This window comes from Roseovarius sp. ZX-A-9 (assembly GCF_028369135.1).
GTDB lineage: Bacteria > Pseudomonadota > Alphaproteobacteria > Rhodobacterales > Rhodobacteraceae > Roseovarius.
The window spans coordinates 1-13,763 of the sequence record NZ_JAPWHW010000001.1; the positions used below are offsets into that span (position 1 = coordinate 1).

Consider the following 13,763-nt stretch of genomic DNA (forward strand, 5'->3'; position numbering starts at 1 on the left):
AGGCCGAACACAAGACTGCTTCTGACAAAACGCCAGCACAAATAGGACTTGCAAAAAAGGAGCCATCCACACAGGACGAAGTGAGAATTCGCTGCAATGGCACCAATGTCAGGTATCGGAGAATGCGACGTGCCAAAAACGGTCCTTTTGGGAAGGCTGGAAATGTTCATTCGTGAGCATGAATTTACCAGTTTCCACACTGGAACCTTGCAAGAAATTCTTAAAAATTGGAACGTTCGCGCACGATGATTGTTTCGAAAGGACATGGCTATGGCGGTACCCATCGGGTCGATTGTTCGAACACTGGTTTTCTCTTTCAGCATCGTTTCAGCCTCCACCTCGGTCGCTCAGACAGACAACGGAAGCGTTGAACTGGCAATCCAGCAGGAACTGACCGCACCCGGCCCTGAAGGCTCTCTCGCGGGAACCCTGACCTTGCCGGTTGGCGACGGCGCGATCTCCGATGAAGCACCTGTAGTATTGATTGTGCCCGGATCAGGGCCGACTGACCGCAACGGCAATTCTCCCCTCGGTATCTCGGCTGCGCCCTATGCGCTGCTCGCCGAAGCACTGGCCGAGCAAGGAATTCCTTCACTGCGCATCGACAAACGCGGAATGTTCGGCTCGATGAGCGCGATCCCCGACCCCAACGACGTGACAATCACGGCCTATGGCGATGATCTACTCGCTTGGACTCAGGCCATCCGGGATCGACTGCCAAGGACAGACGGCGGCACACGGTGCATCGTGCCGCTTGGACACAGTGAGGGCGGTCTGGTCGCGCTGGTGGCCATCGCGCGCCTACCTAACCCATGTGGCCTGATCTTGGTCAGCACTCCGGGCCGACCGCTTGGCACTGTGCTTCGTGAGCAGTTGCATGCCAACCCAGCCAACGCCCCGATCCTGTCTGAGGCAGACGAGGCGATCATGGCCTTGGAGCGTGGCGAGCGGGTGGATGTAAGCGCATTTCATCCCGCCCTACAGCCTCTGTTTGCGCCGGTGGTGCAGGGCTTCCTAATCGACGCGTTCGCCTACGATCCTGCCGCGCTGATGGCCCAGACTCGCGTCCCCGTTCTTATCATTCAAGGCCTGCGTGACCTTCAGGTGGGTGAGACAGATGCCCGCAGGCTCGCGGACGCCGCGCCAGAGGCTACCCTTTCGTTTGCACCGGATGTTAACCACGTGTTGAAGGTCGTCTCGTCCGATGACACAGCCACTAACTATGCCGCCTATGCGGATCCAGACTTGCCAATCGCGCAGGATGTCGTGGAAGCGGTCGCGCACTTCCTCGAACAGTTTGACGAATAGAGGTCATTCAAAAAGGCACAAAAAACCCTCGATTTTGGCAGGATCCCGCAGCCCACCTGATCGTTAAACAAAGGGTCATTTTTGTCCACGTGCTGGCACCCACTGAAATTCCGAAGAAATCATGTGCCACAAACCCTTGGCAAAACCGGATTTGATTTTGTCACGGTTTTGGCGGCTGCAAAGGAAGCCGACATTCGTGCGAGACGCAACATTAGTCAAAAAGGGCTCGAAGCGGAGGTTCGTCTTTTTGATGATCGCAACCGACATGGTCGCGATCATCAACACATCTGGTAAGGGGTTTGACGGAATATCCGCCCCCCCTTACGCGGCCGTCTCACCTTTCAGCGCCGCAACGCCCGGCAGGTCCTTGCCTTCCATCCATTCGAGGAACGCCCCGCCCGCGGTCGAGATATAGGTGAAATCTTCTGCCGCGCCCGCCTGGTTCAGCGCCGCGACGGTATCGCCGCCACCGGCAACCGAAATCAGTTTCCCGGCCTTGCTGAGGGCCGCAGCATGGCGCGCGGCGGCATTGGTGGCCGCATCGAACGGCTCCAGCTCGAACGCGCCCAGTGGGCCGTTCCAGATCAGCGTCTTGGCGCCATCAAACACCCGCTCCAGCCGTTTCACGCTGGTGGGGCCCGCATCCAGGATCATCGCGTCTTCGGGGCACAGATGCACCGCCAGCACTTCATGCGGTGCGTTCGCCTCGAACGCGCGGGCCACGACGATATCAGCGGGCAGGATGATCTCGCAGCCCGCGGCCGCCGCCTTGCCCATGATCTCGCGCGCGGTGCCCGCCATCTCGTGCTCGCACAGCGATGTGCCGACGCCCAACCCCTGTGCGGCAAGAAACGTGTTGGCCATCCCGCCACCGATCACCAGGCTGTCGACCTTCTCGACCAGGTTGCCCAGCAAATCCAGCTTGGTCGACACCTTGGCGCCGCCGACCACGGCCACGACCGGGCGCTTGGGGTTGCTCAATGCGGCCTCCAGCGCGGTCAGTTCGGCCTGCATCAGGCGGCCCGCACAGGACGGCATGAGATGCGCGATCCCTTCGGTGCTGGCATGTGCGCGGTGTGCGGCGGAAAACGCATCGTTGCAATAGATGTCCCCCAGACCGGCCAAGCGGCGGGCGAAATCGGGATCGTTTTTCTCTTCGCCGGGGTAGAAGCGGATATTCTCCAGCAACAGCACATCGGCGGCGTGCGCCTCGGTGGTCAGGTTCTCGGCCCCTTCCAGCGTTTCGATCAGCCGCACCGACCGGCCCAGTGCGGCGCGCAGTGCGGGCAGCACGACGCGCAGCGACAGGTCCAGCACCACCTTGCCCTTGGGCCGCCCGAAATGCGCCAGCAGGATCGGTTTGCCGCCCCGTTCCAGAATGTCGTTGATCGTAGGCACGATGCGTTCGATCCGCGTGGCATCGGTGACACGACCATTTTCAACCGGAACGTTGATGTCGACCCGGGTCAGGACGCGCTTGCCCGCAAGGTCCATGTCATCCAGCGTTTTCCAGCTCATCGGGGCCCCCTTGGTACAGTGTTTGCGCGCTCTCATGGCCCGATACCACCGTACCGTCAACCTCTGCGCTTGGCATTCAGGGGCCAAGACCATAGGTAAAAGGCCGAACCAGACAAAACAGGAGGCCTCGATGGCTGAAATCAAAGACCCGGAAAACACGATCCTGATGGAACTGACAGGTGGCACCGTCGCGATCGAGCTGTTGCCCGACGTTGCCCCCGGCCATTGCGCCCGGATGAAGGAACTGGCCCGCGCCGGTGCCTATGACAATGTGTGTTTCCACCGCGTCATCGATGGCTTCATGGCCCAGACCGGCGACGTGCAGAACGGCAACATGGAAAAAGACTACAACCCGCGTGCGGCCGGCACCGGCGGCAGCGATCTGCCAAACCTCAAGGCCGAGTTCAGCAAGATCCCACATGATCGTGGCACCCTTGGCGCTGCGCGCAGCCAGAACCCCGACAGCGCCAACAGCCAGTTCTTCATCAACTTTTCCGACAACCATTTCCTCAACGGGCAATACACCGTCTATGGCCGCGTGATCCAGGGAATGGAGCATGTGGATGCCATCACACGCGGCGAGCCGCCTGCGAACCCCGACCGGATGATCAGCGTCAAGGTTGCCGCCGATGCTGCGTAACGCACTCACCGCGTTGGCGTTCTGCGTGGCCGGCCCGGCGCTGGCCACCGGGCTGCAAATCGAAGTGGCGGGCGAAGCGAATGGCACCGTCACGATCGACCTCTTCGAGGATATCGCGCCGAACCACGTGGCGCAGATCGCTGATCTGGCCCGCGCGGGCGCTTATGACGGCGTCGTGTTTCATCGGGTGATCGAGGGCTTCATGGCCCAGACCGGCGATGTCGAATTCGGCAAGCTGGAAGGCGGCGAAATGAACCGCGTGGGGTCCGGGGGATCGGACAAGCCCGATCTCAAGGCCGAGTTTTCGGACATCCCTTATGAGCGCGGAATCGTCGGCATGGCCCGCAGCCAGAACCCCGACAGCGCCAACAGCCAGTTCTTCATCATGTTCGCGCCAGAGCCAGCCCTGAACGGTCAATACACCGTTGTGGGCAAGGTGACGGAAGGCATGGACGTGGTGGACGCGATCAAGCGGGGCAAAGGCCGCAATGGTGCGGTGATCGGCCAGCCCGACGTGATGACCTCGGTCAAGGTCATCGACTGAACCGATGACATCCGCGGCCCGTCCAACCGGCTACGAGCCCTTGAACACAGCCAAACCCGTGGCACCTCGGGTTTGGCTGATCGACGGGCCGCATATTCGCTTCATGGGTCTGCCATTCTCGACCCGCGCCACCGTGGTGCAGTTGGAGAATGGCGATCTCTGGGTGCATTCGCCTACCCAACTGACAGACAGCCTGCGGGCCGAATTGGACGCGCTCGGCCCGGTGCGCCACCTCATCGCGCCCAACTGGATTCACTACGCCCATATCGCCGACTGGCAGGCGGCCTATCCCGACGCGCAGGCCTGGGCGGCGCCCGGCGTGACGCAGCGCGCCGCGAAAAAGGGTCTGACGCTGCACTTTGATCATGACCTCGGCCCGCAGGCAGAAACACCTTGGGCGGGCCAGATCGACCAGATCATCGTCGAGGGCAGCAAGATCCACCGCGAAGTGGTGTTTTTCCACAGCAGCTCCGAGACCCTGATCATCACCGACCTGATCGAAAATTTCGAAACCGCCAAGCTGCCGTTCTGGATGCGCCCGCTGATCTGGCTGGCGGGGATCGACGACACCGACGGCAAGATGCCCCCGGACATGAAGTTCAGCTTTCGCGACCGCGAGCGGCTGGCCGATGCGGTGGACCAGATGGTGGCATGGCAGCCGCGCCGGATGATCCTTGCCCATGGCCGCTGGTACGAACGGGGCGCGGTGGACGAGCTGGAACGCGCCTTTCGCAAGCTGATGCGCCACCGCCGCTGGACTGCGGTGATGGAGAAGTACGAACAAGACCAGAAGCAGGACTGACGCGTTTCACGACACGCCTTGCGCACACTGCCCGTCACATTCGCGTGCGCGGGGATGGTCAGAAATGCGCCCGCGCGCCATGCTGGACGGACCCGACCGCAGGAGCGCACATGCCTCGTTTGTTCACATTCCTCGCCGCGCTGATCCTTGGCGCTGGTATCGCCAATGCCAACCCGGACTTCTGGAAACACGAATGGCCGGACACGGATTTTGCCCGAACCAGCATCACCAACTGGACCGAGATCCGTGATGGCGGCCCGCCAAAGGACGGCATTCCGGCGGTGTACGACCCCAAGTTCCGCAAGGTTGCGGATGAACGCCAGATAGAGCCGACAGAGCCGGTCATCACCGTCGAGATCGCGGGCAGCCCGCCGCGCGCCTATCCGATCCGCTACCTGATGTGGCACGAGATCGTGAATGACACCGTGGGCGGCGTGCCCATAGCCGTCACCTTCTGCCCGCTGTGCAATTCCGGCATCACCTTTGATCGGCGCACGCCGCACGGCACGCTCAGCTTTGGCGTCTCGGGCAAGCTGCGCAATTCGGACATGGTGATGTATGACCGCGAAACCCAGAGCTGGTGGCAACAGGCCATCGGCACCGCCATCGTTGGCGAGCTGACCGGAACGCAGCTAAAGGCGCTGCCCACATGGATGGAAAGCTGGGCGCAATACAAGGCGCGCAATCCGGATGGGCTGGTGATGGCCGAACCGGGCAGCGGCCGCCAATACGGGCGCAACCCCTATCAGGGCTATGACAGCCTCGAACGCCCGTTTCTCTATAATGGCGAGAACCCGCCGCACGGCATCCCGCCGCTGGTGCGGGTGGTGCGCGTCGGCGACCGCGCATGGACCATGGAGCGCATCCGCAACGAAGGCACGATCACGGAGGCCGGAGTCACGCTCAGCTGGGAGGCCGGGCAGGCTTCCGCGCTCGATTCCGGCGTCATCGCCAAGGGCAGGGACGTGGGCACGGTGCGGGTGCGCGACAAGGCTGGGCGCGACCTGCCCCATGACGTGATGTTCGCCTTTGCCTATCACGCGTTCTGGCCGGATGGCGTGTGGATGTTGGGCAAATAGATACCGCAGGGCGGGGTCACCCCTCCCTGCGGGTTGCGATTGAAACGCGTGGCGCTTGGCGCCCGCCCTACGCGGGCAGGTGGATCTTGAACGCCTCGCGGATCGCGGCATCCGTCGCCGGATCGAACCGCGCCGCCGCGCGTTCGGCCAGGATTTCTTCCTTGCGCGCAATCGTTTCGGTCATCAGATCGGGTTTGCCCTTTTCGTCCCACTCCTTGGGGCTCATCCGATTGCCCAGATTGGGATACTGGTAGTCCGACTGCATCCGCGACAGCGTCTGCGACGTTCCCAGGTAATGCCCCGGCCCGCCAAGACAAACCTCGCGGATCTGCTCAAGCGCCAAGGTCTCTTCATCCACCTCGATTCCGCGCACACAGCGCAGCGCATGGCCGATCAGATCATCGCTCAGGATCAGCGATTCGTGGCAGAACCCCAGCAGCGACGCATGCATACCCGCCGCCTCGTAGACCATGTTCAGCCCCGACAGGCCCGACATCACGTTCGAGCACATCGCCTCCCATCCCGCCTGCATGTCCGGCAATTTGGCATCGGTGATCCCGCCCACCGCGCCGCCGGGCAGGCCGTAGAACTTGTGCATCTGCGCGCAGCCCGCACTCAGCAACGCCTGTTCGCCCGATCCGCCGGTCATGGCACCGGTGCGCAGATCGAGACCAAAAGGCCATGTGCCAAAGATCGCCGGATGGCCGGGCTTGACCGCGTTGACATAAACCAGTCCCGCCAGACACTCGGCCGTCGCCTGCACGATGGCGCCCGCGATGGTCGATGGCGCCGTGGCCCCCGCCATGCCCGCGCTGAGCAGCAGCACCGGCATGCCGCCTTCGATACACGCCTCCATCACCTGGCAGGCCTCGGTGGCAAATTTCATCGGCGGCACGACAAAGCAGTTGGAGTTGCTGACAAATGGCCGTTCGCGCCACTTGTCCTCGCCGCCCGCGATCAGGTGCAGCATCTCCAGCGCACCCTTGACATAGCTAGGGTCGGTGAAGGACGTGCCGACATGTTTGGTGGTGCCGCCACAGCAGGCATAGATCGTGTTCAGGTCCATCTCGTAATTGTCGGGAATGTCTCGGCACACCATCGGGCGCTGCACGAAATGGATGTTGTCCAACACATCAGCGATGCGCGCTGCATCGTGCAAATCCTGCACCGTGCATTCGCGATAGTTGCGCCCCTCCACATCGACCATGTGCACGGCGGCACCGGCGGTACCGAAATGCACCTTGGCCCCGGCCAGATGCATGTCGTGGCGCGGATCGCGCCCGAACAGGGTGATCTCCTTGTTCGCGCGCGCCACCGTGTCCTCGACCAAGGCACGCGGAAAGCGCAGCCTCCCGTCATCGCCCAGGATGGCGCCCACGCGGGTCAGATGCTCGACCCCGCTGGGCGGCGCATCGGCAAGGCCAATCTGTTCCAGCGCATCAAGGGCTGTCTCGTGGATGCGTTCGACATCGTGCTGGCTGAGAGGTTTGTACTGACCGCCGGACATGCCGGGGCGGATCGGGCGCTGGCTGTCGATGAGCGGTGCGGCGCGGCTTGCGCGGCGGGCGGCGCGGCCACCGGAGCGGCGCGAAATGGTCTCTGTCATTTTGGGGATATCCCGTGTCTGCGGGTGGGTGTCAGGGGTGAAACGTCAGAAACGTTGCCCCGGACCACCGCGCGCCGCGCGTCCCCGTTCTGCCCCGATCGTATAGATCACAAGTGCGATCTTGCAGCATGGATTCATGGCCAATCCCTCGTCATGGTGTCCCAGCTAAGGCCACCCCGGATTGCCCTGTCTGTCCCAATTACGACCCGTGTCGCTTTTGGACCATCACGCGGCGTACTATTCTGCAGCCCGCCTTGCGTGCTCTGCCGCGAATTCCAGCAATTGCCGCAGCGCGGCCTCCAGCCGGTCATCCGCCACGGTCAGCGCCACCCGCAAATGCCCCGCCGCCGCCGCGCCAAAGCTTTCGCCCGGCATGACCGCAACGTGATGTGCCTCCAGCAGCGCCATCGCGAAAGCCTCGCCGCTCATGCCGGTCGCGCGGATATCGAGCATGACATACATCGCCCCCTCTGCCGGGATTGCGCGCACCACGTTCTGCCCCTCCAGCAGGCCCATCACCAGATCGCGGCGCCGCCGGAACGGCGCGGCAATCTCGGCTTCGAAATCCGGCCCCTTGTTCAGCGCGTGCAGTGCCGCCATCTGGATGAAACCGGGCACACCGTAGGTAGTGTTGGTTGCCAGATCGCCCATGTACCCGATCGCTTCTTCCGGCGCGATGACCCAGCCGATCCGGCTGCCGGTCATCGCATGGCTCTTGGACATCGACCCGATCACCAGCGTACGCTCGGCCATGTCCGGCAGCGCGCGCGGGCTCAGATGCGTGCCGTCCCACACCTGCGTGTCATAGACCTCGTCCGAGATCAGCCACAGGTCGTGATCGCGGCAGACCCGCGCGATTCCATCCATCGTCTCTTGGGAATAGATCACACCGGTGGGATTGTTGGGCGAGTTGATCAACAACGAAACCGCCCCCGCCTCTTCCGCCGCTGCCGCGATATCCGCCGCATCCGGCTGAAAGGTGTTTTCGGCCTTGGCCGTTATCGCCTTGGGGATCGCGCCCACGCTGCGGATCGTGCCCGGATAGGTCGCGTAATACGGATCGATGAAGAGCGCGGTATCGCCCACGTCGCAGGCCAGGTTATGGGTGGCAAACAGACCGGCCTGACCGCCTGGCACGATCAGCACCTGGTCGGGGTTGGTCGGCGCGCCGGTGCTGCGCTGCACCCGGTCCGCGATCTTTTCGCGCAGGGCCGGCAAACCCTGAAAGTTCTGGTAGCCCACATGGCCATCCAGCCCGGCGCGATACATCGCCTGCAAGATATCGGGATCGGTGGGGATATCATGCTCGCCCACCGTCAGTTCGACCACAGGGACGCCATCAGCCTTCATCTGGCGGGCGCGATAGAACACGCCCCAGCCGTCTGATCCGTCGCCGATGATGTTTTTCAGCCGCTTCGATACCTGCATGCCGCGTCTCTCCTTCCGTGTAATCAGCCGAAACAGCCAGCGCGCCGGACGGATGTCAATCGCAATCGCTGCTGTCCCCCATCAGATAGCGCGGCCCGGCCCCGTGCCGCCGCGCGCGGTCCCGCGGATTGTAGAGCGCGCATGTACGCAACGACAGGCAACCGCAGCCGATGCACCCGTCCAGCCTGGCGCGCAGTTCCTGCATCTGCGCAATCCGCGCATCCAGCTCCGCGCCGAACCGGGCAGAGATGCGCGCCCAGTCACGCTTGTCCGGGGTGCGGTCGCCGGGCAGGCTTTCGAGCGCGGCGCGGATTTCGGCGATGGAAAACCCGAGGCCCTGGCTGACCATCACGAAGGACAACCACCGGATGTCCGAGCGCGCATAACGGCGCTGCCCCGTGTCGGTCCGGTCGGGCGCCACAAGGCCTTCGGTCTCGTAGTAGCGGATCGCCGATGCAGAAGAGACAGCGGAATTCCACGACCCCGATGGCAACCGATGTGCATTGCGCAGCACCGCAGGCTTTGGCGTATGACACTTGACCGTTTGCGCACCTGAGCCTAAGTTCGCGTCATGACCAAGACATGCATCATTATCTGCTGCATTACCTGCTGAGACATCTCGGGCGGGCCGGTCTACTATTTCAAATTCGAGAGTTAGTTGCTAAGCCCGCCGCAACCCTGCGCGCGAGGACGCTTCATGACCACGATCAAGCTGCACAACACCAAGACCCGCCGCAAGGAGGTGTTCACCCCACTCGATAAGACCAATGTGCGGATGTATGTTTGCGGCCCCACCGTCTATGACCGCGCGCATCTGGGCAACGCCCGCCCGGTGGTGGTGTTCGACGTGCTCTACCGGCTGCTGCGGCATGTCTACGGAGCGGATCATGTCACCTATGTGCGCAATTTCACCGACGTGGATGACAAGATCAACGCCCGCGCCGCCCAGAGCGGGCGCGCCATCGGCGAGATCACCGAAGAGACAATCCAGTGGTTTCTGGAGGACATGGGCGCGCTGGGGGCGCTGCAGCCCAACGCCATGCCGCGCGCGACCCAGTTCATCCCGCAGATGGTGGCGATGATCGAGGATCTGATCGCCAAGGGCCACGCCTATGAGGCCGAGGGGCATGTCCTCTTTGCCGTTGAAAGCTACAGCAAATACGGCGCGCTCTCGGGCCGCACGGTCGATGACATGATCGCCGGTGCGCGTGTCGAGGTGGCCCCCTACAAACGTAATCCGATGGATTTCGTTTTGTGGAAACCGTCAACACCGGACCTGCCGGGATGGGACAGCCCCTGGGGGCGTGGCCGGCCCGGCTGGCATATCGAATGTTCGGCGATGGCTTATGAATTGCTGGGCGAGAGTTTCGATATTCACGGCGGCGGCAATGACCTGATGTTCCCACACCACGAGAACGAGATCGCGCAGAGTTGCTGCGCCCATCCCGAGGGCGGGTTCGCGCAGGTCTGGATGCATAACGAGATGTTGCAGGTCGAGGGCAAGAAGATGTCCAAGAGCCTTGGCAACTTCTTTACCGTGCGGGATTTGCTGGATCAGGGCGTACCGGGCGAAGTGATCCGGTTCGTGTTTCTCAGCACGCATTATCGCAAGCCGATGGACTGGACGGCTGAGAAGGCGGAGCAAGCTAAACGTGAATTGCTCAAGTGGCGGAAACTTTCGGAAATGGTGGCTCCTTCTGAGCCTGATCCGAGCCTGTTACAAAATCTCGCGGAAGATCTTAACACGCCCGCTGCGCTGACTAATCTTCGCGGTATGGCAAGAGATATTTCTGACTTTGGAAAATCGCCTAGTTTATATGACAACATAGACATGGACGAGCTGAAGTCACGGTTTGTGGCCTCTGCAAATTTGCTGGGCCTACTAACTCCAAAACTTGGTTCTTGGACTACGAACATTCCCTTTTTTGACTTTACCCATCTCACGCACTTACTTTTCAATTTGCGTGCTGAAGCTACTGCAAAGATGCAAAAGCCAGGGGCTGACCCGAAGGAATGCTTCAAGCAATTAGATCGCCTCAAGGCAGCGATTACTGATGCCGGAGCAGAAGTCCAAATGAGTAAGCAAGGCATTGAGATAATCCAAGGGCCCAACTTCGACCCCTCCAAACTGGACGCCCTGAAATGAGCGCCGCACTCCAACGCAAGGCCAGCCCCCGGCCGCTTGTGGGGGTGAAGCCCCCGCCCGGGGGGGCGGCCGGGGACTGGCAGTGCCGCAAGCGGCACGGCCGTTGTGACTCGACGAAGGCAAAGCCATGAGCCGCACCCGCCTTTACCTCTACGACACCACGCTGCGCGACGGGCAGCAGACGCAGGGCGTGCAGTTCTCAACGCCCGAGAAGATCCGCATCGCCGAAGCACTCGACCAGCTCGGGATCGACTATATCGAAGGCGGCTGGCCGGGCGCGAACCCGACCGACAGCGCATTCTTCGATGACGCCCCCAAAACACGCGCCACCATGACCGCATTCGGCATGACCAAGCGCGCGGGCCGATCAGCGGAAAACGACGATGTGCTGGCTGCGGTGATCAACGCGGGCACGCCAGCCATCTGCATTGTCGGCAAAACCCATGACTTCCACGTGACCACCGCACTGGGGATCACGCTGGACGATAACATCGAGAATATCGCGCGCTCCATCGCCTATATCGTGGCGCAAGGCCGCGAGGCATTGTTCGACGCCGAACATTTCTTTGACGGCTACCGCGCCAATCCCGCTTATGCGCTGAAGGCCGTGCGGGCCGCCTATGACGCCGGTGCGCGCTGGGTCGTGCTGTGTGATACCAATGGCGGGACGCTGCCGCAGGAGATCGGGCAGATCACGGCGCAGGTGATCGCGGCGGGCATTCCCGGCGACCATCTGGGCATCCACACCCATGACGACACCGAAAATGCCGTTGCCGGATCGCTGGCGGCCATCGATGCGGGCGCGCGGCAGGTGCAGGGCACGCTCAATGGGCTGGGCGAGCGCTGCGGCAATGCCAACCTGACGACGCTGATCCCGACGTTGCTGCTGAAAGAACCCTACGCCAGCGCCTACCAGACCGGTATCACGCCGGACGCGCTGCGGGGGCTCACGCAGGTCAGCCGCCAGCTGGACGATATCCTGAACCGGGTGCCGAACCGGCAGGCCGCTTATGTCGGCGCATCGGCCTTTGCCCACAAGGCCGGGCTGCATGCCAGTGCGATCCTCAAGGATCCGACGACCTATGAACATATCGACCCGGCGCTGGTGGGCAATGCGCGGATCATCCCGATGTCCAATCAGGCGGGCCAGTCGAACCTGCGCCGCCGGCTGGCCGAGGCGGGGCTGGACGTGGCGGATGACAACCCGGCGCTGGCGCGCATCCTGGACGAGATCAAGGCGCGCGAGGATCGCGGCTACACATATGACAGCGCGCAGGCGTCGTTCGAGCTGCTGGCGCGCGCCGAACTGGGCCTCATGCCCGATTTCTTCGAGGTCAAGCGCTACAAGGTCACGGTGGAGCGGCGCAAGAACAAGCACAACCAAATGGTCTCGCTGTCCGAGGCCGTTGTGGTCGTGAAGGTCGATGGTGTGAAAAAGCTGTCGGTCAGCGAATCGATGGATGGTGCGGGCAGCGACCGTGGCCCGGTGAACGCGCTGGCCAAGGCGCTGGCCAAGGATCTGGGCCGTTACCAAGCTGCGGTCGAAGACATGCATCTGGTGGATTTCAAGGTGCGCATCACCCAGGGCGGCACCGAGGCCGTGACCCGCGTCATCATCGACAGCGAAGATGGGCAGGGCCGCCGCTGGTCCACGGTGGGTGTCAGCCCGAACATCGTCGATGCCTCTTTCGAGGCGTTGCTCGACGCGATCTACTGGAAGCTCATCCGCGAAAACGAAGTCGCGACGGGCGCGACGGCCCGGCCTGCCTGATGGCCAGTGTTCGGTTTGACGACGATCTGATCGCGTGCGCCGATACCCTTCGGCGCGGCGATCCGGAGCGGTTCCGGGCGGCGATGGCGGCCCCTGTGGCCGCGCGCCCCGCGCTGTTTGCGATCTATGCCTTCAATGTCGAGGTGGCCCGCGCGCCGTGGCTGACAGAAGAGCCGATGATCGCCGAGATGCGCCTGCAATGGTGGCGCGACGCGCTGGAAGAGATCAGATCGGGCGGCACGGTACGGCGGCACGAGGTGGTCACACCGCTCGCCCGCGTTCTGGATGCCGAGGGGGCGGCGCTGCTGGATACGCTGATCGCCGCGCGGCGCTGGGATATCTACAAGGACGCTTTCGAGGACGCAGCGCATTTCGACCGCTACCTGACCGAGACGTCCGGCCACCTGATGCTGGCGGCAGCCCGCGCCCTTGGCCCGGTCGAGGCGGCACCGGTGCTGGATGCGGGCTATGCCGCAGGGTTGGCCAATTTCCTGCGCGCCATCCCGGCGCTGGAGGCGGCAAAGCGCGTGCCGCTGGTTGACGGGCGCACGACAGCGGTGGCCGATCTGGCGCGGGGCGGTCTGGCCCGTCTGAAACAGGCACGCGCGGCGCGCAGCAGCGTCAGCCGGGCAGCGTCCCCCGCATTGCTGGCGGCGTGGCAGGCCGGTACCGTCCTGCGCCGTGCCGCAGAAACGCCCGAACGGGTGGCGCAGGGCGCATTGACCCCGGCGCCGTTTCGGGATCGGCTGGCGCTCATGGCGCGGGGCCTCAGCGGGAAATGGTAACGTGCTCCTTGCCTTTGGCACCGTGAATTCGGGATGTTTTTCCAATCCCCCCCGGTCATTCGGAACAGCGTCGCGCCCTCGCGGCCTCTGCCCTGACAGTGCCCCTGTCGCGATGCGCCCGTGCGAACGCCGATGT

General features: G+C 63.0%; 13 protein-coding genes. 9 read left to right on the top strand and 4 right to left on the bottom strand.

Features of this window, described 5'->3' with window-relative positions; genetic code table 11:
* Nucleotides 1–270: 270 nt before the first annotated feature.
* Together O3306_RS00005 and O3306_RS00010 are read left to right on the top strand one after the other, a co-directional pair.
* Nucleotides 271–1,308 carry an alpha/beta hydrolase gene (locus O3306_RS00005; RefSeq protein ID WP_272001593.1) on the top strand — a complete coding sequence of 346 codons (1,038 nt, stop codon included), beginning with the start codon at nt 271–273 and terminating at the stop codon, nt 1,306–1,308.
* Between the two features lie 123 nt (nt 1,309–1,431).
* The gene (locus tag O3306_RS00010; protein ID WP_272001596.1) at nt 1,432–1,602 is read left to right on the top strand and encodes a hypothetical protein; all 171 of its coding nucleotides are present in this window, start codon (nt 1,432–1,434) and stop codon (nt 1,600–1,602) included.
* 27 nt (nt 1,603–1,629) lie between these two features.
* On the opposite strand, the gene O3306_RS00015 is transcribed toward O3306_RS00010, so the two are convergent.
* Nucleotides 1,630–2,826: a phosphoglycerate kinase gene (locus O3306_RS00015; RefSeq protein ID WP_272001598.1), complete on the bottom strand. Its 1,197-nt coding sequence runs from the start codon at nt 2,824–2,826 to the stop codon at nt 1,630–1,632.
* A gap of 130 nt (nt 2,827–2,956) precedes the next feature.
* Here O3306_RS00015 and O3306_RS00020 point away from each other — a divergent pair, with 130 nt between their 5' ends.
* The 4 genes from O3306_RS00020 (at nt 2,957) to O3306_RS00035 (ending at nt 5,891) form a co-directional block, all read left to right on the top strand.
* Nucleotides 2,957–3,466 (top strand): peptidylprolyl isomerase, encoded by a 510-nt coding sequence (locus O3306_RS00020; protein ID WP_272001601.1) that lies wholly within the window; start codon nt 2,957–2,959, stop codon nt 3,464–3,466.
* Complete coding sequence (locus O3306_RS00025; protein ID WP_272001604.1) at nt 3,456–4,010, top strand: peptidylprolyl isomerase; 555 nt, start codon at nt 3,456–3,458, stop codon at nt 4,008–4,010. Before O3306_RS00020 ends, O3306_RS00025 begins: the two co-directional genes overlap by 11 nt.
* A gap of 58 nt (nt 4,011–4,068) precedes the next feature.
* Nucleotides 4,069–4,812 carry a DUF4336 domain-containing protein gene (locus tag O3306_RS00030; protein ID WP_272001607.1) on the top strand — a complete coding sequence of 248 codons (744 nt, stop codon included), beginning with the start codon at nt 4,069–4,071 and terminating at the stop codon, nt 4,810–4,812.
* A gap of 110 nt (nt 4,813–4,922) precedes the next feature.
* A complete protein-coding gene (locus tag O3306_RS00035) occupies nt 4,923–5,891 on the top strand; it encodes a DUF3179 domain-containing protein (RefSeq protein ID WP_272001610.1) in 969 nt (322 codons plus the stop codon).
* Between the two features lie 67 nt (nt 5,892–5,958).
* Here O3306_RS00035 and O3306_RS00040 read toward each other — a convergent pair whose 3' ends face one another.
* From O3306_RS00040 to soxR, 3 genes are all read right to left on the bottom strand, one after another.
* Nucleotides 5,959–7,497, bottom strand: coding sequence for a trimethylamine methyltransferase family protein (locus O3306_RS00040; protein WP_272001612.1), 1,539 nt, complete (start codon nt 7,495–7,497; stop codon nt 5,959–5,961).
* 237 nt (nt 7,498–7,734) lie between these two features.
* Nucleotides 7,735–8,925, bottom strand: a complete 1,191-nt coding sequence (locus tag O3306_RS00045; protein WP_272001614.1) for a pyridoxal phosphate-dependent aminotransferase — start codon at nt 8,923–8,925, stop codon at nt 7,735–7,737.
* Nucleotides 8,926–8,980: 55 nt separating this feature from the next.
* Entirely contained in the window at nt 8,981–9,439 is a 459-nt protein-coding gene (gene soxR / locus O3306_RS00050) for a redox-sensitive transcriptional activator SoxR (protein WP_272001616.1), read from the bottom strand.
* A 183-nt stretch (nt 9,440–9,622) separates the two neighbouring features.
* Between soxR and cysS the strand changes: the two genes are divergently transcribed.
* The 3 genes from cysS to O3306_RS00065 all read left to right on the top strand — a co-directional run bounded on the left by cysS (nt 9,623) and on the right by O3306_RS00065 (nt 13,627).
* Complete coding sequence (cysS, locus tag O3306_RS00055; protein ID WP_272001618.1) at nt 9,623–11,071, top strand: cysteine--tRNA ligase; 1,449 nt, start codon at nt 9,623–9,625, stop codon at nt 11,069–11,071.
* Nucleotides 11,072–11,198: 127 nt separating this feature from the next.
* Nucleotides 11,199–12,842 (top strand): citramalate synthase, encoded by a 1,644-nt coding sequence (cimA, locus tag O3306_RS00060; protein ID WP_272001620.1) that lies wholly within the window; start codon nt 11,199–11,201, stop codon nt 12,840–12,842.
* The gene (locus O3306_RS00065; RefSeq protein ID WP_272001622.1) at nt 12,842–13,627 is read left to right on the top strand and encodes a squalene/phytoene synthase family protein; all 786 of its coding nucleotides are present in this window, start codon (nt 12,842–12,844) and stop codon (nt 13,625–13,627) included. The genes cimA and O3306_RS00065 overlap by 1 nt, the downstream gene beginning before the upstream one ends.
* Nucleotides 13,628–13,763: the final 136 nt, after the last annotated feature.